The sequence below is a fragment of the Catellatospora tritici genome (assembly GCF_019083965.1).
Classification (GTDB): domain Bacteria; phylum Actinomycetota; class Actinomycetes; order Mycobacteriales; family Micromonosporaceae; genus Catellatospora; species Catellatospora tritici.
In genome coordinates this window covers 21,533-44,515 of sequence record NZ_JAHRCY010000012.1, presented here as the reverse complement: position 1 = coordinate 44,515, position 22,983 = coordinate 21,533, and the positions used below count along the sequence as shown (strand labels likewise).

16 protein-coding genes are annotated in these 22,983 nt (G+C 71.7%); 8 read left to right on the top strand and 8 right to left on the bottom strand.

The features are described from left to right. Positions 1-5 precede the first annotated feature (5 nt). Genes KUA19_RS25625 through KUA19_RS25610 form a run of 4 tightly spaced genes read left to right on the top strand, consistent with a single transcriptional unit; the run spans position 6 to position 3,871 of the window. Positions 6-1,190, top strand: coding sequence for an MFS transporter (locus tag KUA19_RS25625; protein WP_217399817.1), 1,185 nt, complete (start codon positions 6-8; stop codon positions 1,188-1,190). Positions 1,191-1,228: 38 nt separating this feature from the next. Next, positions 1,229-2,971, top strand: a complete 1,743-nt coding sequence (treZ, locus tag KUA19_RS25620) for a malto-oligosyltrehalose trehalohydrolase (RefSeq protein ID WP_308167637.1) — start codon at positions 1,229-1,231, stop codon at positions 2,969-2,971. A gap of 48 nt (positions 2,972-3,019) precedes the next feature. After that, entirely contained in the window at positions 3,020-3,433 is a 414-nt protein-coding gene (locus KUA19_RS25615; RefSeq protein WP_217399813.1) for a helix-turn-helix transcriptional regulator, read from the top strand. 18 nt (positions 3,434-3,451) lie between these two features. Continuing rightward, positions 3,452-3,871 carry a VOC family protein gene (locus KUA19_RS25610; RefSeq protein ID WP_217399811.1) on the top strand — a complete coding sequence of 140 codons (420 nt, stop codon included), beginning with the start codon at positions 3,452-3,454 and terminating at the stop codon, positions 3,869-3,871. A 100-nt stretch (positions 3,872-3,971) separates the two neighbouring features. Here the strand turns inward: KUA19_RS25610 and KUA19_RS25605 are convergent, their stop codons facing one another. Both KUA19_RS25605 and KUA19_RS25600 read right to left on the bottom strand, forming a co-directional pair. Further along, entirely contained in the window at positions 3,972-5,345 is a 1,374-nt protein-coding gene (locus KUA19_RS25605; protein WP_217399809.1) for a hypothetical protein, read from the bottom strand. Between the two features lie 35 nt (positions 5,346-5,380). Next, on the bottom strand, positions 5,381-6,109 hold the full coding sequence (locus KUA19_RS25600; protein WP_217399807.1) for an AfsR/SARP family transcriptional regulator: 729 nt from the start codon (positions 6,107-6,109) through the stop codon (positions 5,381-5,383). A gap of 301 nt (positions 6,110-6,410) precedes the next feature. Between KUA19_RS25600 and KUA19_RS25595 the strand changes: the two genes are divergently transcribed. Next, positions 6,411-8,669 (top strand): tetratricopeptide repeat protein, encoded by a 2,259-nt coding sequence (locus tag KUA19_RS25595; RefSeq protein WP_217399805.1) that lies wholly within the window; start codon positions 6,411-6,413, stop codon positions 8,667-8,669. A gap of 178 nt (positions 8,670-8,847) precedes the next feature. On the opposite strand, the gene KUA19_RS25590 is transcribed toward KUA19_RS25595, so the two are convergent. After that, complete coding sequence (locus KUA19_RS25590; RefSeq protein WP_217399803.1) at positions 8,848-10,695, bottom strand: VWD domain-containing protein; 1,848 nt, start codon at positions 10,693-10,695, stop codon at positions 8,848-8,850. 281 nt (positions 10,696-10,976) lie between these two features. Here KUA19_RS25590 and KUA19_RS25585 point away from each other — a divergent pair, with 281 nt between their 5' ends. Both KUA19_RS25585 and KUA19_RS25580 read left to right on the top strand, forming a co-directional pair. Continuing rightward, positions 10,977-14,027, top strand: a complete 3,051-nt coding sequence (locus KUA19_RS25585) for an alpha-mannosidase (RefSeq protein WP_217399801.1) — start codon at positions 10,977-10,979, stop codon at positions 14,025-14,027. Positions 14,028-14,237: 210 nt separating this feature from the next. After that, positions 14,238-15,179, top strand: a complete 942-nt coding sequence (locus KUA19_RS25580; RefSeq protein ID WP_308167636.1) for a Dyp-type peroxidase — start codon at positions 14,238-14,240, stop codon at positions 15,177-15,179. A gap of 3 nt (positions 15,180-15,182) precedes the next feature. On the opposite strand, the gene KUA19_RS25575 is transcribed toward KUA19_RS25580, so the two are convergent. Genes KUA19_RS25575 through KUA19_RS25565 form a run of 3 tightly spaced genes read right to left on the bottom strand, consistent with a single transcriptional unit; the run spans position 15,183 to position 18,113 of the window. Beyond that, positions 15,183-16,181 carry a WD40 repeat domain-containing protein gene (locus KUA19_RS25575; protein WP_217399797.1) on the bottom strand — a complete coding sequence of 333 codons (999 nt, stop codon included), beginning with the start codon at positions 16,179-16,181 and terminating at the stop codon, positions 15,183-15,185. Between the two features lie 49 nt (positions 16,182-16,230). Next, the gene (locus KUA19_RS25570) at positions 16,231-17,589 is read right to left on the bottom strand and encodes a TolB-like translocation protein (protein ID WP_217399795.1); all 1,359 of its coding nucleotides are present in this window, start codon (positions 17,587-17,589) and stop codon (positions 16,231-16,233) included. Further along, positions 17,586-18,113, bottom strand: coding sequence for a SigE family RNA polymerase sigma factor (locus KUA19_RS25565; RefSeq protein ID WP_308167635.1), 528 nt, complete (start codon positions 18,111-18,113; stop codon positions 17,586-17,588). Before KUA19_RS25565 ends, KUA19_RS25570 begins: the two co-directional genes overlap by 4 nt. 208 nt (positions 18,114-18,321) lie before the next feature. On the opposite strand from KUA19_RS25565, the gene KUA19_RS25560 reads away from it, so the two are divergent. Further along, positions 18,322-19,014: a DUF4153 domain-containing protein gene (locus KUA19_RS25560; RefSeq protein ID WP_217399791.1), complete on the top strand. Its 693-nt coding sequence runs from the start codon at positions 18,322-18,324 to the stop codon at positions 19,012-19,014. Between the two features lie 80 nt (positions 19,015-19,094). Here the strand turns inward: KUA19_RS25560 and KUA19_RS43095 are convergent, their stop codons facing one another. Both KUA19_RS43095 and poxB read right to left on the bottom strand, forming a co-directional pair. Next, entirely contained in the window at positions 19,095-20,936 is a 1,842-nt protein-coding gene (locus KUA19_RS43095) for a right-handed parallel beta-helix repeat-containing protein (RefSeq protein ID WP_254550123.1), read from the bottom strand. A gap of 213 nt (positions 20,937-21,149) precedes the next feature. After that, a complete protein-coding gene (poxB, locus tag KUA19_RS25550) occupies positions 21,150-22,886 on the bottom strand; it encodes a ubiquinone-dependent pyruvate dehydrogenase (RefSeq protein ID WP_217399789.1) in 1,737 nt (578 codons plus the stop codon). Between the last annotated feature and the right edge of the window lie 97 nt (positions 22,887-22,983).

The window sequence follows — 22,983 nt, the reverse complement described above, 5'->3', positions numbered from 1 at the left end:
GACCGATGTCTGTGCTGTTCACCGGCTCGGCCGCGACCAACGTGTCCATGGTCGGGGCCAGCACGGTCAGCACCCTGCTCGGCGCGCAGCTGCTCAGCCCGATGTGGAGCGGCATCCCCAACGCGGCCGGGGTCATCGGCTCGGCGGTCGGGACGCTGACCCTGGCCGCCGTCATGGCCCGGCACGGCAGCCGGATCGCGCTGTTCGTCGGGTACGCCGTCGCGGTCGTCGGGGCGGTGGTCGCCGGTTACGCGGTCGCGGCCGGGTCGGCGACCGTGCTGATGACCGGCATGCTGCTGCTCGGCATCGGCAACGGCGGCGCGCAGCTGTCGCGCTACTGCGCGGCCGACCTGTACCCGCCCGACCGCAAGGGTTTCGCCGTCGGGCTCATCGTCTGGGGCGGCACGGTCGGCGCCCTGATCGGCCCGAACCTCATCGAGCCGCTCACCCGCCTGGCCGGTGGCCTCGGGCTGCGCCCGTACACGGGCCCGTATCTGCTGGCGCTGGTCTGCGCCGCGGCGGCCTGCCTGGCCTCGACGGCGCTGCCCGCGACCCGCACCCGGCGCGGCGGCGTGGCCTACGGGTCCGCGCCCTCCCGCGTTTGGCGGCTGCCCGTGGTGCGCGCCGCGGTGGTGTCGATGACCGGCGGCCAGGTCGCCATGGTCGGCGTGATGACCATGACGCCGCTGCAGATGGAGATGCACGGCCACGGCCTGGGCGCCGTCGGCGCGGTGCTCAGCGCGCACCTGCTGGGCATGTTCGCGCTCGCGCCGCTGTCCGGGCACCTCGCCGACCGGTTCGGCGCCCGAACCACGATCGTGCTGGGTATCGGGGTGATCCTCACCTCCGCCGCGGCGGCGCTGTGGTCGGCGACCGCGGCGCTCTACGTCGCGCTGTTCCTGCTCGGCTACGGCTGGAACCTGACCTTCGTCGGCGGCAGCAGCCTGCTCACCAAGGCGCTCACGCCCGACGAGCGCGCACACGTCCAAGGCGGCGTCGACGCGATCGTGTGGACCGCCTCGGCGCTGTCCAGCGTCGGCGCCGGGATGCTGCTCGGCGGGGTCGGCTACCCGGCCGTGGTCGCCTGCTCGGCGGCGGTGGTGCTGCTCCCGCTGCTGTTCCTGTTCGGTCGGCGCGCCACCACCGTGTCGGCGCCCGAGCCCAGGGTCGGCGCGGTGGCGGGCCGGTGACTCGTTCACATCAGGGGTCGGCAGGTATGGAGGACGCGGTGACGCAGACGCACAGGTTCTCGGTGTGGGCGCCGCTGCCCGCGCGGGTGGCGGTCCGGGTCGCCGGGCACGACCACGCGATGACGGCTGACGCCGACGGCTGGTGGCACGCCGACGTGCCCGGCGTGCCCGACGGCGTGGACTACGCGTTCCTGCTCGACGACGACCCCACCCCGCTGCCCGATCCCCGCTCGGTCTGGCAGCCCGACGGCGTGCACGGCCCCACCCGCCGCTACGACCACAGCGCCTACCGGTGGCAGGACACCGACTGGCGCGGGCGGCCGCTGGCCGGTGGCGTCGTCTACCAGTTGCACGTCGGCACCTTCACCGAGCGGGGCACCTTCGACGCCGCGACCGAACGCCTGGACCACCTGGTGCGCCTGGGCGTCGACTTCGTGCAGCTGCTGCCGGTCAACGCGTTCGAGGGTGAGGCAGGCTGGGGCTACGACGGCGTCCTGTGGTTCGCCGTGCACCAGCCGTACGGCGGTCCCGACGCGATGAAACGCTTCGTCGACGCCTGTCACCGGCGCGGCATCGGGGTGCTGCTCGATGTCGTGCACAACCACCTCGGCCCGGCGGGCGCCTACCTGCCCAGGTTCGCGCCCTACTTCGCCGACCAGACCAAGTGGGGACCGGCGCTGAACCTCGACGGCCCCGGCTCCGACGAGGTCCGCCGCTACGTGCTGGACAACGCGCTGGCGTGGCTGCGCGACTTCCACCTCGACGGGCTGCGGCTGGACGCCGTACACGCGCTGCGCGACGGCCGGGCCGTGCACCTGCTCGAGGAGTTGTCGGTCGCCGTCGACGCGCTGTCGGCCCACCTCGGGCGGCCGCTGGCGCTGCTGGCCGAGTCCGACCAGAACGACCCGCGCCTGGTCACCGCCCGCGAGGCCGGTGGGTTCGGGCTGAGCGCGCTGTGGAACGACGACGTCCACCACAGCCTGCACGCCGCGCTCACCGGCGAGCGGCACGGCTACTACGCCGACTACGGCCCGCTGGCGAACCTGGCCCAGGCGCTGCGCGAGGTCTTCCTGTTCACCGGGGGCCACTCGACCTATCGCGGCCGCGGCTACGGACGGCCGGTGGACACCGCCCGGATCCCGGCCAGCCGATTCCTGGTCTACGTGCAGTCGCACGACCAGGTCGGCAACCGGGCCGAGGGGGACCGGATCGGGGCGACGCTGTCGCCGGGGCTACTCGGATGCGCGGCCGCGATCGTGCTCTGCTCGCCGTACACGCCGATGATCTTCATGGGGGAGGAGTGGGGGAGCCGGGGTCCGTGGCAGTTCTTCGTCTCGTTCCACGACGAGGGGCTGCGCGACGCGGTCCGCCAGGGGCGGCGCCGGGAGTTGGGCGCGACCTGGGGGCTGGAGGTCTCGTCGGATCCGGGGGACCCGAAGACGTTCCTGGAGTCGAAACTGCGCTGGGAGGAGCTGGCCGAGCCGGAGCACCAGCGGATCGTGCGGCTCTACCGCGACCTCATCGCGCTGCGGCGTGCCCGCCCCGAGCTGACCGACCCCCGGTTGGACCGGCTGGCCGTGACCGTCGACGAGGCGCGGCGGTGGCTGGTGGTACGGAGGGGAGTGGTGAGCCTGGTGTGCAACCTGGCCGCCGAACCGCAGCGGGTGCCGGTGGGTGCGCCGCCGGGTGAGCTGCTGCTGGCCTCCGGCGAGACCCGCTGGACCGGCACCGAGCTGGAACTCGGGGCCGAGTCGTTCGCGGTGGTGACCGGCGTCGCGTGAGCGGGCCACCGCCGGGGTCCGGTCCGACCCGCGTGGGATGCTGGGGGAATGAACCGGGACGATCTCGTCCGGCTGCGCCGGGCTCGCGACCGGATGGATCGCGACTTCGCGCAGCCACTGGACGTGCCCGCGCTCGCCCGGGAGGCGCTGATGTCGCCGGGCCACTTCTCGCGCAGCTTCCGGGCCGCGTTCGGCGAGACGCCGTACAGCCATCTCATGACCAGGCGGATCGAGCGAGCCAAGGCCCTGCTGCGCCGGGGTGACCTCAGCGTCACCGACGTGTGCTTCGCCGTCGGCTGCACCTCGCTCGGGTCGTTCAGCTCCCGCTTCACCGAACTGGTCGGGGAGACGCCCAGCGCGTACCGGGCGCGCGAGCACGACACCGGGGCGCAGATCCCCGCGTGCGTGGCCAAGATGCTGACCCGGCCGGTACGGAGCGGGCAGGCTCGCGCCGGGTCCTGACGCCGTAAGGTGAGCTACGTGGACATCAGGGTTTCGCACTGCTTCATCACCGTCGACGATCACGAGCAGGCGCTCGCCTTCTATCGCGACGCGCTGGGCCTGGAGGTCCGCAACGACGTGAGCTTCGAGGGCATGCGCTGGGTGACGCTGGTGCCGCCGAGCCAGCCGGAGCTGCAGATCACCCTCGAGACGGTCGGCGCCGGACCGGGCGCGTCCCCTGAGGACCGGCAGCGGATGTCCGAACTGCTCGCCAAAGGACTGCTACGCGGGCTGATCTTCGTCACCGACGATGTCGACGCCGCCTTCGAGCGGATCCAGGCCTCGGGCGCCGAAGTGCTGCAGGAGCCGATGGACCAGCCGTACGGGGTGCGCGACTGCGCGTTCCGCGACCCGGCCGGAAACATGGTCCGGCTGAACCAGGCCGCGAAGGCCGCCTGAGTCGGCGCTCGCCCGCCGCACCGGCGTGCGGTTTCGGGGAAAGTGCACGAATCTTGACGGCGATTCCAGCACTTTCCCCGAAACCGCACGGACATTCGGGCTACGCGCCGCTGACGGCGCGGAAGTCGGCGCAGTAGCGGGGCCAGACCGGACGGTCCTCGTCCTTCCAGGGCAGGACGCCGGTGGTGGCCGCACCCAGCACGTCGGCCTGGGTCACGTACGCCAGCGGTGGCCGATCCGCCGTCGGTGCGCAGCGGATCCGGCCGGTGCGCAGCAGGTACATGGCCTCGTACGCGCTCAGCCGCGGCGCCGCGAACGAGGTGCCGTGGCTGCCGGGCAGCAGCGCGGTGGGCCCCTCGCCGTCGAGCTTCACCTCACCGGAGTTCGAATAGGCCATGATCCCGCCGGCGGGGTTCGCGGCGCTGACGCTGACCACGCCGTCCCACAGGGCCGGAGCGAACGGGAACCGGAACGACGCGCGACGCTCCTTGCCGCACTGGATGCCGTTGCCCGCCGCGCCGACCGCGACCACCGCCTGCTCGCCGGTCGACTGGCCGACCGAGGTCTGGAACCCGGCCCAGGCCGCGTCGTCGATCAGCTGACGGCCGATCCGGCTCTCGCCCAGCTTCTGGTCCCGCTCGACCGCCCGGTACACCCCGTCGATGAGGCAGCCGCGCAGCGGCCCCAGCCGGGGATCGGTCAGCACCGCCTTGTCCACGTCCGACGTCCGGCTGTTCAGCACGGCCAGGTCGACGCCGGAGGCCGGGATGCCCAGCGCGTCGGACAGCCCGGTCAGCAGGTCCGGGTCGGCCGCCGCCAGTTCCAGGTACGACTCCAGCAGCGCCCGCTGGTCGGTGCCGTTCAGCAGCGTCAGCGGGTCGCACGGCAGCACGACGAAGCTGAGGTTCAGCACGAAGCGGTGGAAGCCGTCCCTGCCCAGCTCGGCCATGACGTTCTGGAGTCCGTCGACGACGTTGCGGGTGGTGTGGCCGGGCGCGTCGACGGCGACCAGCCGGATCCGGTAGTCCGCGCCGCTCTCGGGCAGCTTCCACTCGGCGCTCGTCTCCACCGTGCGGGGCGACCCCTTGGGCAGCGCGGGCGCCGACGCGGTCGTCGTGACGGCAGCACCGCCACGCGCGGTGCTGACCGAGGCGTCCAGCCCGTCGCGCAGCGTCCGGTAGACCAGCTCACCGTGGGTGATGGCGTCCAGCGGCAGGTCGTCGCCCGCCCCGCCGGAGCCGACGACGTTCGCCCCGACAGCGCAGTTGTCGGTGGGGCCGCCCGGACCCGCCTTCGGCGGGCCGGTCAGCTGGAAGTCGTCCACCACCAGCACCGCCACGTCGGCGAGGCTGCTTTCGGCGGGCTTGGGGCTGGGCGAGGTCCGGTTGGCGGGGGTGCCGCCGGGGGAGCAGGCGGTCAGGCCCAGGGCGAGCAGGGCCGCCAGGGTCGCCGTACGAGATCTGCGCTTGTGCATTGCTGTCCTCCGTGATGGGTGGTGGGCGCGCGGGGTCACCGGTTCGCCCGTACGTGCAGTTCCGCGCGCCAGGCCGCAACCTGCTGCTGGAGCGCGGTGTCCTCCGGCTGGGCGGCCTGGAGGCGATCGAGGGCGTGCAGGGCGTCGCGGGTGCGGCCGACCGCCGGGCTGACCGAGACGAGGTCCCGGCAGGCGCGCTCACGCAGGGCGGCCAGGTGCTGCACTCCGGCGCGTACGAAGTCCTGGTCGTGCAGGCCGAGCAGCGGCCGCTCCCGCCACAGGCCGAGCGCCTGGATCAGCAGGTCCACCGCGACGTTGTCCCAGCCCGCACCGGCGCGCCAGACGAGGTCCTCGAACCGGTGGATGTCCACCTGATTGGGGTCGAGGATCAGGCGGTAGCCGGTGGTGGCGGCGCGTTCGGTGAACAGCACCTCCTGCGGCGCCCGTCCGCCGGCCGATAGGCAAAGCCGGATCATGGCGATCCGCTTGTGGACGGCGACCCGCTGCTCGCGCCGGATCGTCCGCGCGGGCTCGGGCCAGCAGTCGCGGTACAGGGTGTCGGCGTGGACCAGCCCGCCGCGGGCCAGGACCAGCCGGGCGAGCACGGTGGTGGCCAGCGGCGGCAGCGCCGTGGGCACGCCGTCCACCTCGGTGCGGAACCGACCGAACGCGTGCAGCCGTACCGCGACCGGCTGCGGCGCCCGTCGTACCTCGGCCGGTCTGACGGCGGGCACCGGGCGACCGAAGTGGTTGTCTGTGTGCATCTGGGGCCTCCCTGGCATCGCGTTGATGCCAGGGTCGCGGCCCGTCCACGCGGTCGCCAGGTTTGGCGGGCACTTGCCGAGAGTCTGCCGACAGTGCCGACAGATTGCTAACGAACCGCACGCCCGGCTGCAAGATAGGCGATTGACATCGCCCGCTGCGTGCCTGTCCGTGCGGGTACTGTCTGGTTTGTGTCCAATATGCTGTCCGCTATCCAGGGTCGCGTTGACCGGGCAGCTGGATGGGGTCATCGTCGTAATCCGACAGATTCTAGGGCCGCACGGAGGATCGACGGGGGCGAAGATGGCCGACTACACCAAACGCTGGTGGCCCGCCGAGGGCCCGGTCCTGGAACTGCTGTCGTACCTGGACAAACTGCACGCCTCGGCCGGCCGGCCGACGATGGTCGCCATCGCCCGCGCGGTGCACCTCGAACCGGCCACCGTGCACCAGTTCTTCACCGGTAAGCGGCTGGTCGGCCAGGTACACCTGCGCAACCTCGCCCTGCACCTGGACGGCGACACGGAACTGGCCGAGCAGCTACGCCGTGCCGCGGTTCCCGCCTGGCAGGACCTGCGGGCCGGGCGTCCGGCCGCCGAACCCGCCCCGCCGTCGGCACACCGGGAGCCAGTTGCGGGCCAGCCGACCGGCGGGTGGACCGCCGCACCGGACAGCACCGAGGGCAGCGAGGTCATCTTCTACGAGGCGGCGGTGAACCGGCCGAACCGGCCACGGCTGCTGGTGGGCCGGGCCGACCTCATCGACGCGGTCGGCGGCCGCCTCGACACCGGTGCGCGGCTGCTGCTGCACGGGCTGGGCGGCAGTGGCAAGACCGCGCTGGCGGCCACCATCGCCGACCGTCGTATCGAGGCCGGGAAAGGGCCCTACCTGTGGGTACGGGTCGGGACCACGGGCGCGGACGTGGTGCTCGACGCCATGGCCCGCTGTCTGGCCACGGTCACCGGGCACCGCTGGACCGGCACGTCCGGTGGCGACGGTCGACTCCTGGCCGTCGCCGGTGCCATCACCGCCAGCGGCGCCACCCTGTGCGTGTTCGACGACGCGTGGGACGCGGGGACCCTGCACACGGTGCTGCAGGCGGTGCCTGACCACGTCGGGGTGCTGGTCACCTCCCGGTTCCGGATCGGGGCGGCAGATCAGGTGCTCGTCGACGGGCTGGACCCGGTGGCGGCGGCCGGGCTGCTGGCCCACCACGCCCAGCAGGACTCCTACACCGCCCGCCCCGACTCCTACGAGCTGTGCGCCTACCTGGCGTACCAGCCGTACCTGATCGAGATCGCGGGCCACCGGCTGCGGCAGTACGCGCTGACGCCCGCCGAACTGCGTCGGCAGCTCGACACGCCCACCGAGATCGAGATGCCGGCCGGGTTCGCCGCCCCGGGTCGGGAGAACGGGCAACGCCTGCTCGACACCACCTACGAGGCGCTGTCCCCGGACGCGCGGGCGGTGCTCGGCGCGGTCGGTGGCCTGTTCAGCGGTGTGGTCACGCCCGGCCTGGTGGAACGCTGCCTCGGCTACAGCGCCAACCGGACCCTGGCCGCGCTCAACGCCCTGGTCGACGCGAGCTTCGCCAAGCGCGCGGCGGGGACCACGGCCTACGCCTTCCACGATCTGACCATCGGCTACGCCCGGGTGCTGGGCGCGCCCCGCGATCCGGGCGCCGCGATCACGGCGGTGCGGGCGTTCGTCGAGGCGAACCGGGCCGACCACCACGTCATCGCCCTCGATCTGGACAACGTGATCGCCGCCGCCGAGCGGGCGCAGAGCGTGGCGGTGGAGGACTTCCTCGCGATCGTGACCACGCTGGCCGAGGGCGGCTACCTGGACACCTACGGTCACCTGGCCCTGCTGAACCTCGTCGACGCCGCGATCGCCCGGCTCTGGGAGCGCCATGACGTGCCGCGGCTGCACCTGCTGCTGAGCAAGCGGGGCAACGCCTGCTACAACCAGCGCGAGTTCGCGCAGGCGGTGCAGTGCTACCAGCAGGCGTTGGCGTTGGCGCCCACCGCGGCGCGCCGGGCGGTGCTGCTCAGCGTCATCGGCAAGTCGTACGCGGAGTCGGGGCAGCGGGCCGAGTCCGATGAGGCGTTCGAGCAGGCGTACGCCATGGCCGCGGCCGAGGACGACGAGGCGGCCCGGGTGCGGGTGCTGGAGGCGCACACGGTGGCCGCGTTCCGCCAGCGCGACTACGACCGGGTGCGCGAGCTGGCCGAGCAGGGGGTGGCGTTGAGCCGCGAGTCCGGCAACCGCGCGTCGGAGGCGTACTTCCTCAACAACCTCGGCACCGCACACTTCCATCTCGGTGTGGAGGCGAGTCTCAGCTACCACCGGATGGCGATGGACATCGGTACCGAGCTCGACAATCAGCGCGTCCTCGCGCTGACCCACTACAGCGTCGGCATCGACCATCACGCGTTGGAGGACTTCGACGAGGCGCGTGCCCACCTGGCCGAGGCCCGGCGCCTGCACGAACGCCTCGGCGAGACCGGCGCGTCGGCCGATCTGCGCGCCGTGATGCTGCGGTTCGGCTACCTGAACTGACACGGCTTCCTCGTGGCCGGGGCCGGGCGGCCCGGGGGGGGGCGGGGGGGCGGGCGCGGAGGGCGGGGACGGGCAGGGGGGGGCGGGAGCGGGGGTGCGCCTCCTCGCCGTCCCTGGTCTCCGTCGGGGGGGGGGCGGCCCCCGGGGGGGTGCCCGGTCGGCCGGCCGGATCGGGCGGTTACTGCCTGGGGTTGCCGTTCACGGGCGGCTCGTCGGCGCCGACGTAGACCGCCGCCGCCGTCTTGCCGAGCACCGCGACGTCCAGGGTGCAGGCGTCCAGCACGGTCGGGGAGTCCTTGACCCCGGCCTGCAGGCAGATCCCCCGAGCCTCGGCGCGCTCCTTCTCGTCGAGGTCACCGGCGTAGAACGGCCGGCCGGGGTTGCTCTCCTCGGTCACCTTGCCGCAGTCGTTGAGCAGCGACTCGTCGGCCTTGACCCGCCAGCTCTCGCCGTACTTCCAGTACAGCTCCTCGAAGGACAGCGGGACCTCGTACACGTTGCCGTCGCCGCCCTGCAGCAGGCGCGGGGAGTTGTCGGGGTTGGCGAGCAGGCCGTGCACCTCGGTCGGCCACCGGCCCAGGCCCACGTCGACGTTGATCCAGGTGCTCTCGTTGATCGTCGCGGTGATGCTGTTGCCGTTCTCGTCTACGACCGTGTACGTGTTGCCGGACCGGTCGATGCTGACGCCGTCGCGGAAGATCGCGCCCCCGCTGCCGACGTAGACCGGGCTGCCGTTGACGAACAGCTGGTCCTTCTCCGACGCGCACACCGCCACCCGGGTCGCACCCATCTGCGTGGCGACGGCGCTGTTGAAGGAGGCGTCCGGCCAGCGCGGCGCGCTGGAGACCTGCCGCGACTGGACGGTGAACTCCGGGTCGGCCTTGGCCAGCAGGAAGTCACCGGTGGCCTGGAAGTCGTAGGACGTCCCGGCGAAGGTGTGCAGGTGGGTGTCGCCGACGGCGGTGGCCATGGTGTCGCAGTTCGGCGTCGAGGTGCCGGTGGAGTCCTCCACGAACAGCAGCGCCGGGCCCGGCGGGGACGCCACCGGCGGGGTGGTGGTGAAACCGAGGTTGTTGGTCTCCCCGGTGAAGCCGCGTGCGACACACTCGGGCTTCTCGGTGCCGCCGTACAGGATGCGGGTCCGGACGCTCAGCGAAGCGCCCGCGTTGAAGGTGGCCATGCCGCCGCCGTCGCTGTTGCCGCCGTAGCCGAAGACGTTGAACTCGGCGATGGTCCAGGCCCCGGCCGCGTGGACGGCGTTGTCACCGGCCGCGGTGTAGGCGGTGGCCCCGACGAACATCGTGACCGAGTCGCCGGTCGCTGTGGCCGAGCCGGCCAGCCGCAGGTTGGCGAGGTTGGTGATCGGCTGGAAGGGGACCGCCACGGCCGTCGGGCTGTTGCGGTAGCAGTAGATGTCCGTGCCGCCGGTGAACGAGAACTGGTTCCAGAGGATTCCGCCGCCGGTGGGGCAGGGCGCGTTGTACTGCAGCAGCCAGTACTGGATGAACGCCACGCCGCTGGTGCCGTCGTTGGCGAAGATGAACTGCTCCCAGCCCCGGCAGTTGGGGTTGGGCGAGCCCGCGCAGGCGGAGCTGACGAAGAACTCGGTGTTGAGCTGCAGCGTGTACGCGTCGGCGACCGGCGTGCCGGTGTTGCCGATCGGGGAGCTCTCGCTCGTCACGCCCGTGACGTTGTCGAACGAGCCGATGCCCATGCTGATGGTCCCGGACGGTGCCTGCGCGGACAGGTCGGTGCCGTTGCCCACGACGTGGGGCGTGCGGGGGGTGTCCGGCACCCGGGGCAGCTGCGGGATGTCCGGCGCCGACTTGCACTGCGTCGACTGCCAGACCAGGCGCGGGTAGGCGGAGGTGGCGCACCTCGCCGCCGGCGGGGGCAGCTGTGGCAGCTGCATGCGCCACTGGTCCTCGGTCGGTGGCGGCGGAGCCGGAACCGCCCAGGCGTCGGTCTTCCTGACGAAGGCACCGGCGGCCGTCACGATCGCCAGCAGGGCGACCAGCGCCCACACTCTGTTGAGTCTCTGCCGAGATGGTAGAGAGGTGATCATCTCGTGTCCTTTCTGGACCACGTGCCAGCCTCGGGGTGAGGCTGTGTGCAACCAGCGGACGGCCGAACGCGCTACCGGGACAACATCCGTGCTGCTTCCCAAGCGGCTCCTGCCCGGTCGTCAATCCGACGGGCCCGACAGGACGTCGGGAAGTCGACTACCGCCACGTGACCTCGCCCGCGTGCACGGCCGGGGAGACAATGACCTTGCCGACAGGTGTCCGGAGAACACTGGAGTGACCCATGCATGACGACCGCCTCCTGGCCGAGGGCCGCCTCAAGCGCGTCCTGGAGGAGCGCATCCGCCCGGCGATCCACCCCGAGTCGGTGCCGCTGCGGGTGACGATCTGGACCGCCCCGGACGAGCCCGTCCCGGTCGCCGAGGGCCTCGCCGCCCGGGGCGAACCCATCTCCGTTGGTGATCGGTGGGGAGCACCCTGGGGCACCAGCTGGCTGACCGTGTCGGGCACCGTGCCCGCCGCGTGGGCGGGCAGAACCGTCGAGGCCGTGCTCGACCTGGGTTTCGATCCCAACCGGCCCGGGTTCCAGTGCGAAGGCCTGGTGTACCGCCCCGACGGGACGCCGGTGAAGGGTCTGCAGCCGCGCAACCAGTGGGTGCGCATCGGCTCGCCGGTCATCGGCGGGGAACAGGTCCTGCTGCACGTCGAGGCCGCGTCCAACCCGATGATCCTGGACTACCACCCGTTCCGGCCCACCGAGCTCGGCGACCGGCTCACCGCCGGGGACGAGCCGCTGTACCGGCTGGAGCGCATGGACCTGGCGGTCTTCGATCCCGAGGTGTGGCACCTCGTGCTGGACCTGGAGGTCCTCGGCGAGCTGATGGCCGAACTGCCGGTCGAGGGCGCCCGCCGCTGGGACATCCTGCGTGCCGTGGACCGGGCCCTGGACGTCCTGGATCTGCAGGACGTCAACGCCACCGCCGCGGCCGCCCGCGAGCAGCTCGCCGGGATGCTCGCCGCGCCGGCTGAGCCGTCGGCGCATCGGATCAGCGCCGTGGGCCACGCGCACATCGACTCGGCGTGGCTGTGGCCGCTGCGGGAGACCGTACGCAAGGTGGCCCGGACCACGGCGAACATGACCGCGCTGCTGCGCGACGAGCCGGACTTCGTCTACGCCATGTCCCAGGCCCAGCAGTACGCCTGGCTCAAGGAGCACCGGCCGGAGGTCTACGCGCAGGTCAAGGCGGCCGTCGCGGAGGGCAGGTTCGTGCCCGCGGGCGGCATGTGGGTGGAGTCGGACACGAACATGCCCGGTTCGGAGGCGATGGCCCGGCAGTTCGTCCACGGCAAGCGGTTCTTCCTGGACGAGTTCGGGGTCGAGAACGAGGAGGCGTGGCTGCCGGACACGTTCGGGTTCGCGGGCGGCCTGCCGCAGATCATCAAGGCCGCGGGTTCGAAGTGGCTGCTGACCCAGAAGATCTCGTGGAGCCAGGTCAACAAGTTCCCGCACCACACGTTCCTGTGGGAGGGCATCGACGGCACCCGCATCTTCACCCACTTCCCGCCGGTGGACACCTACAACTGCTCGATGCTCGGGCGCGAGATGGCCCACGCCGCCCGCAACTTCAAGGACAAGGGCCGGGCCCGGCACTCGCTGGCCCCGACGGGCTGGGGCGACGGCGGGGGTGGGACCACCCGCGAGATGATCGCCAAGGCGGCCCGGATGCGCGACCTGGAGGGCTCGGCGGTCGTGCGGTGGCAGCGCCCGGCCGAGTTCTTCGCCCAGGCGCAGGCCGAGTATGTCGACCCGCCGGTCTGGGCGGGGGAGCTCTACCTGGAACTGCACCGGGCCACGCTGACCAGCCAGGCCCGGACCAAGCAGGGCAACCGGCGCAGCGAGCATCTGCTCTACGAGGCCGAGCTGTGGTCGGCGACGGCCGCGGTCCGGGTCGGCCTGGACTACCCGTACCAGGAGCTGGACCGGCTCTGGAAGACGGTGCTGCTGCACCAGTTCCACGACATCCTGCCGGGCTCGTCGATCGCCTGGGTACATCGTGAGGCCGAGGCCACCTACGCCGTCGTGACCGAGGAGCTGGCCGCGATCATCGGCCGTGCTCAGCGTGCGCTGGCCGGTGAGCCGGTGCCGGGCCGTGCGGTGGTCTTCAACGCCGCACCGCACGCCCGCGCGGGCGTGCCCGGCCGGGCGGGCCGGTCCGCGCCCGCCGTCGAGGGCGGCTGTTCGGTAGCCGACCTGCCCGATGGCGGCTGGCTGCTGGACAACGGGCTGCTACGGGTCCGGGTCGACGTCCGTGGCCTGGTCGTGTCCGTGTACGACGTCGCCGCCGACCGGGAGACGGTCCCCGCCGGTGCCGCCGCGAACCTGCTGCAGCTGCACCCGGACTTCCCGAACAAGTGGGACGCCTGGGACGTGGACCAGTTCTACCGCAACACCGTCGTCGACCTGACCGGCCTGGACGAGATCGCCGTCAGCGCCGACGGACCCGACGCGGTGGCCCTGCGGCTGGTCCGCTCGTTCGGCGCGTCGACAGCGGTGCAGACGCTGACCCTGGCCGCCGGGCAGCGGCGCCTGGACGTCGAGATGGAGGTCGACTGGCACGAGCGGGAGAAGTTTCTCAAGGTCGCGTTCCCGCTGGACATCCACACCGACCGCTACGCCGCCGAGACCCAGTTCGGGCACATCTTCCGCCCGACGCACACCAACACCAGCTGGGAGGCGGCGAAGTTCGAGGCGTGCAACCACCGGTTCGTGCACCTGGCCGAGCCCGACTGGGGCGTCGCGGTCGTCACCGGCTCCACCTACGGCCACGACGTCACCCGCACCGTGCGCGCCGACGAGGGCACGACGACGACCGTACGGCTGTCGCTGCTGCGCGCCCCACGGTTCCCCGATCCCCGCACCGACCAGGGCCTGCATCGGTTCTCGTACGCGCTGGTGCCCGGCGCGGACATCGGCGACGCCGTACGGGAGGGTTACCTGATCAACCTGCCGCAGCGGCGCGTGCCGGGCAGCGTCGACGTCGACGCGCTGGTGGCCGTCGACGACGACGCGGTCGTGGTCACGGCGGTCAAGCTCGCCGACGATCTGAGCGGCGACGTCGTGGTGCGCCTGTACGAGTCACGCGGCGCCCGTGCCCGGACCCGGGTCATCCCGTCGTTCGACACGGTCGCCGTGACCGTGTGCGACCTGCTGGAGCGGCCGGTCGGTGCCTGCGGCAACGCGAGCGTCCAGCTCGCCGACGGCGTGGTCCACCTGCGGCTGCGCCCCTTCGAGATGGTCACGCTGCGCCTGCGCCGGCCGACCGTGCAGCGTTGAGAACCGTTGCCCACTGCGGGCGAGGATCTCCTGCGGCAATCCGCTGGGCGGCAATCCGCAGTGGCGCCTGGGCCGACCGGCCCGCTGCACTGAGCGGCAGCCCTCCCGCCGCCGACGGGAGGGCTGCTTCGTCGTGGGTGAAGCCCGGCTAGACTCGGATCACCCATTTGGTGATGATTTATGCCATGGAAGCGTCCGGCGGGAGGAATCGTGGCCGAGGTTCCGGAGGCCGTGCTGAGGCCGCTCACCAGGGCCGCGCTCATCCTCGTGGTCACCGTCGACCCCGGTGGCGAGTCATGCGTACGTGACCTGCTGCCCGACCTGTCCGGCCTGCAGCGGGCCGTCGGCTTCCGCGAGCCCGACGACGACGTCAGTTGCATCACCGGGATCGGCGCCCAGGTCTGGGACCGGCTGCTCGACGGGCCCCGCCCAGCGGAACTGCATCCGTTCCGCGAGGTGGCAGGCCCGGTCCACCGGGCCGTGGCCACCCCCGGCGACCTGCTGTTCCACATCCGCGCCCAGCGGACGGACCTGTGCTTCGCGCTCGGCGCCGAGATCATGGAACGGCTGCGCGGCGCCGTGACGGTCCACGACGAGGTGTCCGGGTTCAAGTACTTCGACGTGCGCGACCTGCTCGGCTTCGTGGACGGCACCGAGAACCCGGTCGGTGCGGCGGCCCGCGAGGCGGTCGTGGTCGGGCCCGAGGACCCGCCGTTCACGGGCGGCAGCTACGTCATCGTCCAGAAGTACCTGCACGACCTGCGGGCGTGGAACGCGCTGCCGGTCGAGGCGCAGGAACGGGTGATCGGCCGTACGAAGCTGTCCAACATCGAGATCCCGGACGAGGCCAAGGCACCCGACTCCCATGTCGCCCTCACCACCATCGTCGACCCCGACGGCACCGAGCGGCAGATCCTGCGCGACAACATGCCGTTCGGGTCCGTGGGACAGGGCGAGTTCGGCACCTACTTCATCGGGTACGCCCGGACCCCCACGGTCACCGAGAAGATGCTGGAGCGCATGTTCCGCGGCGACGGAACCGCCGCCCACGACCGCATCCTCGACTTCTCGACCGCCGTCACCGGCAGCCTGTTCTTCGCCCCGAGCGGCGACTTCCTCGACGATCCACCAGTTCCGGCCAATGCTCCCTGACGGTCAGCACAACCGCAGTGGCTGGACGGTCACATGATCCATCTCGCAGGCGGCCACGACAAGTTCGCCGCCGACGCTGAGCACCACGGGGTCGAGCCCGGTGCCGGGTTCGCCGAGGAGTTCTCCGGTGAGCGCATCCCAACGCCGGATCACCCGGTCCTCGCTGGAAGTGAGCAGCTGTGGACGGCCCGCCACGGTCAGTGCCCGCACGGACGCCAGTCCGGAATGGACCTTGATCAGCTCGCCGACGGCCTCACCGGTGACGGCGTCCCAGCGCCGCACCACATTGCCGAAGTCGCCGGAGAGGAACAGCAGCCCGCGGCCGGGCACGTCGACCGTGTCCATCCAGTGGACGATGTCCCGATGTCCCGCCAGTGGCGGCCCGAGCTCGGTTCCGGTGACCGGGTCCCAACGGTGGATGGTGCGCGCCCAGCCGGTCGCCGCGACCATCACGTTGCCATCGGGCAATGTGCAGGCAGCGACGGCCACGATGTGGTTGCTGTGCTCACCGAGCTGAGGCAGGGGCTTCCTGGTCGAAGCGTCCCAGCGGTGGATCGGGTGCGGATGGGAGTAACCGGCGCCGAACAGCGTCTCGGTGCCGTCGGGCATCCGGATGGCCGTCACATCCCAGATCTGGTCCGGGCAGGTCTCTGCTGAATGTGCCCGACCGGTTTCCGCGTCGAACCACTCCACGCCATCCTCGGTGCCCAGGGCGACCAGCGGTTCACCACCGTCGGGGCGGCACACCGCGAAGCCGAACCAACCGATCTCCGCTTCGTATTCGACCAGCTGCTCACCGCTGACCGGGTCCCACACGCAGATCACGTCGGAGCCGCCGGAGACCAGTCGCGGTCGTCCGTCGGATGTGTGGAAGACCTCCAGCCGCCACGCCTTTTCGGGGTGCGGTAGCGCCAGTTTGTCGACCACGGCGAGGCTCCTCTCGGCCGCACCCACCGTAGCGGCGCCCGCCGACATCGCGTCGGTGCCATAGACCTTTCTCACGCGACCGGCGCCGAACGTACTGCGCTGTTCGGCGCCGGTCCCACCGGCCTCAGACAGGCGAGGCCACCTTCGATCTGACGGGCACCGGCCGGCGGCAGAGGCGGACATACCCCCAGGCGAGCACGGTCAGCGCAACGGCCCCGACCAGGATCTCCCGCCACCACCAGGTCCACCAGGCCGTGCTCAGCCCGAACGGCCATCCGTGCGCCTCGCCCGCCAGCGCGTCGGACGCCCAGATGAGGCAGCCGGTGCCCAGGCCGGGGTCAGCGGTCACGACGCGGCGCGGACCGCCGGGCTCCAGCAGCACGGTGGAAGCGTTGCCGTCGCCCATGTTCGGCAGGTCGAGCGGTATGGCCGGGACGTCGCCGACCCAGGTCACGCCACAGGGCGTCAGGACGTCGTCGACCGTGGTCGTGCCGAGGTCGGTGCCGTCCCGCAGCGAGAATCGGTGCACCTCGGCCTGGTTCCCGCCGCCGGGCAGGTAGTCCGAGACAAGGAGCTCCTCGCCGCCCGGAGAGACCACCGGAGACCACTGGTTGAGGTTTCCGCCAGGTCGCCACCCGGCCGCTGGACGCAACGTCGCAGCGTGGACGGGTGCTCCGGTGAGGTCGGTAACCGTCGCGATCATGGTGTACTCGGACGTATCGCGGTCGCCGGACACCTTGACCCACGCCACCCGGTCGGGGCCGGCCCATCCGGCGGGGAAGCCCAGGTCGTCGTGGGACGCTGGCCGCACTGATCCGTCCACGCCGACGATCAGCCCGCTGAAAGTCAGGGGGGCGCGTTCGCCACCGGGCAGCAGCAGCCGGGTTCCGTCCGGTGACCAGAAGGTCGGGCTCTGGTCTGACACCCAGTACGGGGACGACAGAAGGGTGTCGCCCGCGCTGACCGAAGGGACTGCCAGGGCTGTGCCCGTGACCAGGTCTCGGAGCATGTAGGGACCTTCCCGGGCGGTGAGGTAGCCCAGGTGGCGTCCGTCCGGGGACAGCGCGGGCCAGTCACCGGCGCCTCCGTTGGCGCTGGGCAGCCGCCACAGGTGGCCGTGCTGGGACAGCACGTGCCAGCCGCGACTGGATGCCTCCGCGTCGACGATCTCCACGAGTCCGGCGACCGGGCCTGGCTGGTCCGGCAGGTCGCCGATCCACCACTGGTGTTCGATGCGCTGGGGGAAGCCGGTGGCGCGGGCGTCGCCGCTCGCGGGTGTCAGCGCCTGCGATGCGACGGGCCAGGGCACGGCCAGCGCCAACACGGTCATCGCGGCCACGGCCAGGCCGTAGGTGGTGACCAGGCGGCGGGTGCGGCGGCGGCGCCCGGCCCGCCACGAGGTACGGCCGAGGTCGTCGCCGACCACGTACGGAGCGACGTCGGCGCTCAGGTCGTCGAACGCGTCGCGCAGGTTGCTGGTCATCGGGCCTCCACCGGTGTGCCGGGGCCGAACAGGTCGGCGAGTTCGGGGGCGAGTTCGCGCAGCCGCTGCAGCGCGTGCCGGGTCTGCGATTTGACCGTGTTGTGCGAGCAGTTCAACGCCTCGGCGGTCTGCACCTCGGTGAGGTCCTCGTAGAAGCGGAGCACCAGCACCGCGCGCTGGCGCGGGGTGAGCCGGGCCAACGCGTCGCGCAGCACCAGCCGCCGGGTCACCGCGTCGGCATCGTCGGCTTGCCCGCGCAGTTCTGGCCGCTGCTGCGCGGCAGTCGTGTCCAGCGTGGCGCGGCGCTGTCGGCTGCGCCAGCCGTCGACCGCGCGCGTGTACAGCATGCGCCGCACGTACGGCTCCGGATCACCGCCCCGGATCACCGCGGACCAGCGTTCGGCCACCCGTGCCAGCGCGTCCTGCAGCAGGTCCTCGGCCTGATGCCGATCGCCGGTGAGCAGATACGCGGTTCGTGCGAGCGCTGCCGACCGCGCCCGCACGAACCCCTCGAAGTCCTCCACCACGCCTCCTCGATGGGTACACGTCTGCCACCGCCGGGACGGGTGGAACCCCGCTGCCGGGGCGGCGAGCATAGTGCGCCACCCGGGCGGTGGCGGTGGCGGGCCGTGCTCGTTCCCGGGCGATTCGCCGACCACGCGGGGGTTCCGACATCGCACCCGACCTTGCTACCGTGCAGCGTTATATAACGGTGAACGGTGTATTGGGGACGTGGTGCTGCTCATCTTGATCGGAGGCCTCATCGGGGCGGTGGCACTGCCGCTGACCAGGCTCGGGGTCGGCTGGCTGCTGGTCGCGACGGCGTTGTCGGCGATCGTGCTGGTGGCCCGGCGGCGCCCGCGTCGTTCGTCGGTCGCGATAGGGGTAGTGGCCGTGCTGCTGGTGGGTGGGGGTGCGCTGCGCGCCGCGCCCTGGTTGTTCCTGCTCTGCCTCGGGTGCGCGCTGTTGCTCGTCTCCCTCGCTGTCGGCGAACAGTTCAGCTGGCGGAGACTGCTGCGCTCACCGCTGGCGCTGCCCGCCGCCGCGTTGGCGGGCCTGGCCGCCGGCGCCGCCTCCGCCCGCGGCAGGGGTGCACCCGATCCCGTCGGCGAAGTACGCCCGGCTGGCCGTGCCGTGTTCGGGTGGGCGACGGCCCTGGTGGCCGCGATCGTCGTGGGTGCGCTGCTGGCCGCGGCGGACGACGTCTTCGCCGGTGTGCTCGGCGATCTGCTCCCGGGCCCGGCGACCCTGGTCCGGGCGGCTGCCGGATTCGTCGCCACGGCCGCTGTGGCCGCCGCCCTGATCCACACGTCACGCGGGCGTGACGCTTCCCGCGTGCCCCGACCGGAGGCTGACGCCGCCGGGCCCGCCGCGCCGAGGCCGCCGCAGTTGCTCGCCCGGGAGGGATACCCCTCTCCGATCTGATCAACATGCACCGGGGCGGCTGACACGCCGTCGGGTCGGGGCCGGTCGCGGACCCGACCCGACGGCGTACACCGTGACGATTACAGGCTGACCGTCCGGCCGCCGATGGTCACCACGAGGCGACCGTCCGACGCGAACGACCAGGCCAGGGCGCCGGTGTAAGACGAGCACCGGGACCCGTTGGTGCCGGTCCAGAACTGGTTGGAGCTGTCGGCGTCGCCGATCGTCTTGTCGTTCGTTCCGCTGCCGCTGCGGCAGGAGGTGTTGTTGCGGTACACGTGGGTGCCCGCGTCGAACGAGAAGTTGCGCTCGGTGTTGTCGATGCTGAGGTTGTTCGACATGGTGATGGAGCCGGGATTGCTGTTGTAGGTGAACCCGTGCTTGCCGTTGCGGTAGGCGATGCTGCGGCGTACCACGTGATTGACCTTGATGTCCTCGCCGCCCAGCTTGTAGCCGTTGCGGTCGCCGTTGGTGTTCACGGTGCCGTTGCTGAGCGTGCCGTTGTTGTAGGACAGCGAGTCCTCGATGGTCACCGGGCCGATCGGGCCGGTTTCGGTCTTGGTGTACAGGTCCCAGCCGTCGTCGATGTTGTTGTGCGAGACGGCGTAGCGGAACACGTTGCCGGTGCCGATGGTGAGCTTGGCTGCGAACCCGTCGGCGTCCTCGCCGTCGGAGTCGGCGTTGTCGTGCGACTCCGCGCTGAGGATGAGGTTGTTGGTGGGCCACTGGCTCTGCGGGGTGTCCGAGGCGATCCGGGACAGCTGCAGACCGCTGTCGTGGTTGAAGCGGGTGATCGTCCGCTCGATGATGTTGTTGCTGCCGCCGACGAAGATGCCGTTGTCACCGGCGCGCTCGACGATCAGGCCGTAGACGTGCCAGTACGAGCCGTTGACCGCCAGGCCGCGGTTGGCCGGGTCCTCGGCCTGGGCCGAGAAGTTCAGCACCGGCGTCTCGCCGGGGTAGGCGGACAGCTTCTTGCGGGCGCTGGAGGTGCCGTTGTTGCCCGCCGCGATGGTGACCGTCTGCGACAGGTTGTAGGTCCCGCCGCGCATGTAGATCGTGCCGCCCGCGGCCACCCTGGTGATGGCCGACGGAAGCGTCGTCGGGCTGGAGATCGTGCCCGGCGCGCTGTCGGTACCACTGGTGGACACGTATACGGCCGACGACGGCGGTGTGCTGGGCGACGGGGACGGTGAGGTCGGGGCCGACGGCGACGGGCTGCTGGGGCTGGACGGCGAGGCCGACGCCGAGGGGCGCGGCGAGCTGGCGCTCGGCGACGGTGACGGGCTGGTGCCGCCCGTGGTCACGGTGACATTGTCGAAGTTCGCCGACGAGTAGCCGGTCTGCAGGCCGATGCGGCCCTTGGCGACCACGCTGCTGGTGCCGGTGGCGACCGTGGTGCCGTCGACCGCGCCGCTGATCTGGGTGCCGGTGACCGTCAGCGACAGGGTGTACCAGGTGCCGGTGGCGACGGTCCGCGACACGCTGCCGAGCACGGCGACCGAGCCGCTGTTGACGGCCTGCAGCTGCACGACGTTGCCGGGCAGCAGGGCGAGCCGGTAGAAGGTGGTGGAGGTCGACGCGCGGGCGAGCAGTCCGACGTATCCGCCGGAGCCGAGCGAGAGCGGCTTGACGCTGGCCTGGACGGTGTAGTCGGTCCAGGCGGCGTCACCGGCGAACTCGCGCGCGTTCTCGCTGGTGGCGTTGGACTGCTGCAGCACCTTGCTGCCGTCGGTGACGACGGCCCAGGTGCCGCCCGACTTCGACCAGCCGCTGATGCTGCCGTCTTCGAAGTTGGCGCTGAAGACGGTGGCGGCGAACGCGGCCTGGGTGGCCGAGAACAGGCCGACGGCGAGCAGACCGCTGGCGGCCGCGGCGAGCCACCTGCGTGTTCGCGGACTTGTCGACGAAAGTGAGCGCATTGAGGTCCTCCTGAGAGCGGGGGTGCGCCGCCGGGCGCAGGTCCGGATGGACTTGTGGGGTACGGCGACGTGCGCTCGCGCCGTACCCGCGCAGGAGGAGCGGGTCCCGGGCGAGACCACTCGACCTGCATCGATGGAGACAGCGTAAGGAAAGCGCTTTCCTCGATACAAGGCTTCCCGTGTGCAGGTTTGTTGCAGTCGTTCAGGCGCCGGTCACTCGCGGTCGAGTTCACGCAGGTTCGTCTTGGCCAGCTCGAAGATCTCGTCGGCGTTGCCGGACAGGATGGTCCGGGTCGCGTAGAGCGTGAATCCCTTGAGCTGCGCCAGCGTGATCTTCGGGGGCAGCGAGAGCTCCTGGCGGCTGGTGCGCACGTCGACCAGGGCCGGGCCGTCGTGCGCGAACGCGGCCCGCAACGCGTCGCCCAGCTCGCCCGCGCTGTCCACCCGTACGCCGAAAAGCCCGACAGCCTGCGCCACCTGCGCGAAGTCCGGGTTGGTCAACCCCGTGGCGTAGGTGACGATCCCGGCCGCCTTCATCTCCAGCTCCACGAAGGACAGCGCGCCGTTGTCGAAGACCACGACCTTCACCGGCAACTGCTGCTGGCGCAGCGTGATCAGCTCGCCGAGCAGCATGGCCAGGCCGCCGTCGCCCGACAGCGTCACCACCTGGCGGCCGGGCTGGGCGGCCTGCACTCCGATCGCCTGCGGCAGTGCGTTGGCCATGGAGCCGTGGTTGAACGAGCCGAGGAGCCGACGTCGGCCGTTCATCCGCAGGTAGCGGGCGGCCCAGATGCAGGGGGTGCCGACATCGGCGGTGAAGACCGCGTCATCGGCGGCGAGTTTGCTGACCATCGCGGCGACGTACTGCGGGTGCAGCGGTGAGTCGGTCACCCGGCTCTCGGTGAGCTTGTCCAGGCGCCGTCGGGCCCGCTCGTAGTGGGCGAGCATCCGGTGCAGGTGCGCCGAATGGGTCTTGGTGGTCAGGTACGGCAGCAGCGCGTCGACCGTGTCGCGAACCGTGCCCACCAGCGGCACGTCGACCCGCACCCGGCGGCCGATCTGCTCACCGCGCACGTCGACCTGCACCACGGGCACGCCCTCGGGAAAGAACTGTCGGTAGGGGAAGTCGGTGCCGAGCATGAGCAGCGCGTCGCAGTGCTCCATCGCCCGGTAGCCGGAACTGAACCCGATCAGACCCGTCATGCCCACGTCATACGGGTTGTCGTACTCGACGAACTCCTTGCCGCGCATCGCGTGCACCACCGGTGCCTGCAAGGCCTCGGCGACACTCAACAGCTGTTCGTGCGCCCCGGCGCAGCCCGCCCCGGCCAGGATGGTCACCCGTTCGGCGGCGTTCAGCACGGCCGCGGCGGCCGCCAGCGACTGCTCGTCGGGCCGGACGATCGGCGCGGGCACCCTCACCGCCACCGGCGTGGCGCCGTCCGGCGCGTCGGCGAGGAACACCTCGCCCGGGACGACGATGACGGCGACCCCGCTGCGCGCCAGGGCGGTGCGCATGGCGATCTCCAGCGTGCGCGGCAGCTGGCTGGGGGTGGTGACCAGCTCTGAGTAGACCGAGCACTCGCGGAACAGTTCGTGCGGATGCGTTTCCTGGAAGTAGCCGGACCCGATCTCGTCCCGGGGGATCTGCGCCGCGATGGCGAGCACGGGCACGCGGCTGCGGTTGGCGTCGAACAGGCCGTTGATCAGGTGCAGGTTGCCGGGGCCGCAGCTGCCGACGCAGACGGCGAGCTCGCCGGTCACCGCGGCCTCACCCGCGGCGGCGAACCCGGCGGCCTCCTCGTGGCGCATCAGCTGCCAGCTGATGGTGCCGTCGCGGCGCAGCGCGTCGGTCAGCCCGTTCAGCGAGTCGCCGGGAACCCCGTACACCCGGCGTACGCCCGACGCCTTCAGCGTCGCGACCATCAGATCGGCCACCGTGCGCGCCATGATCGGCCCCCTTTGCCCGGCTCGCCCCGATTATCGCCGCCGTGGCGAGCGCCACGCCCGGGAACCGGCCGAATCGGGCGCGGCGAACGGATCCGCC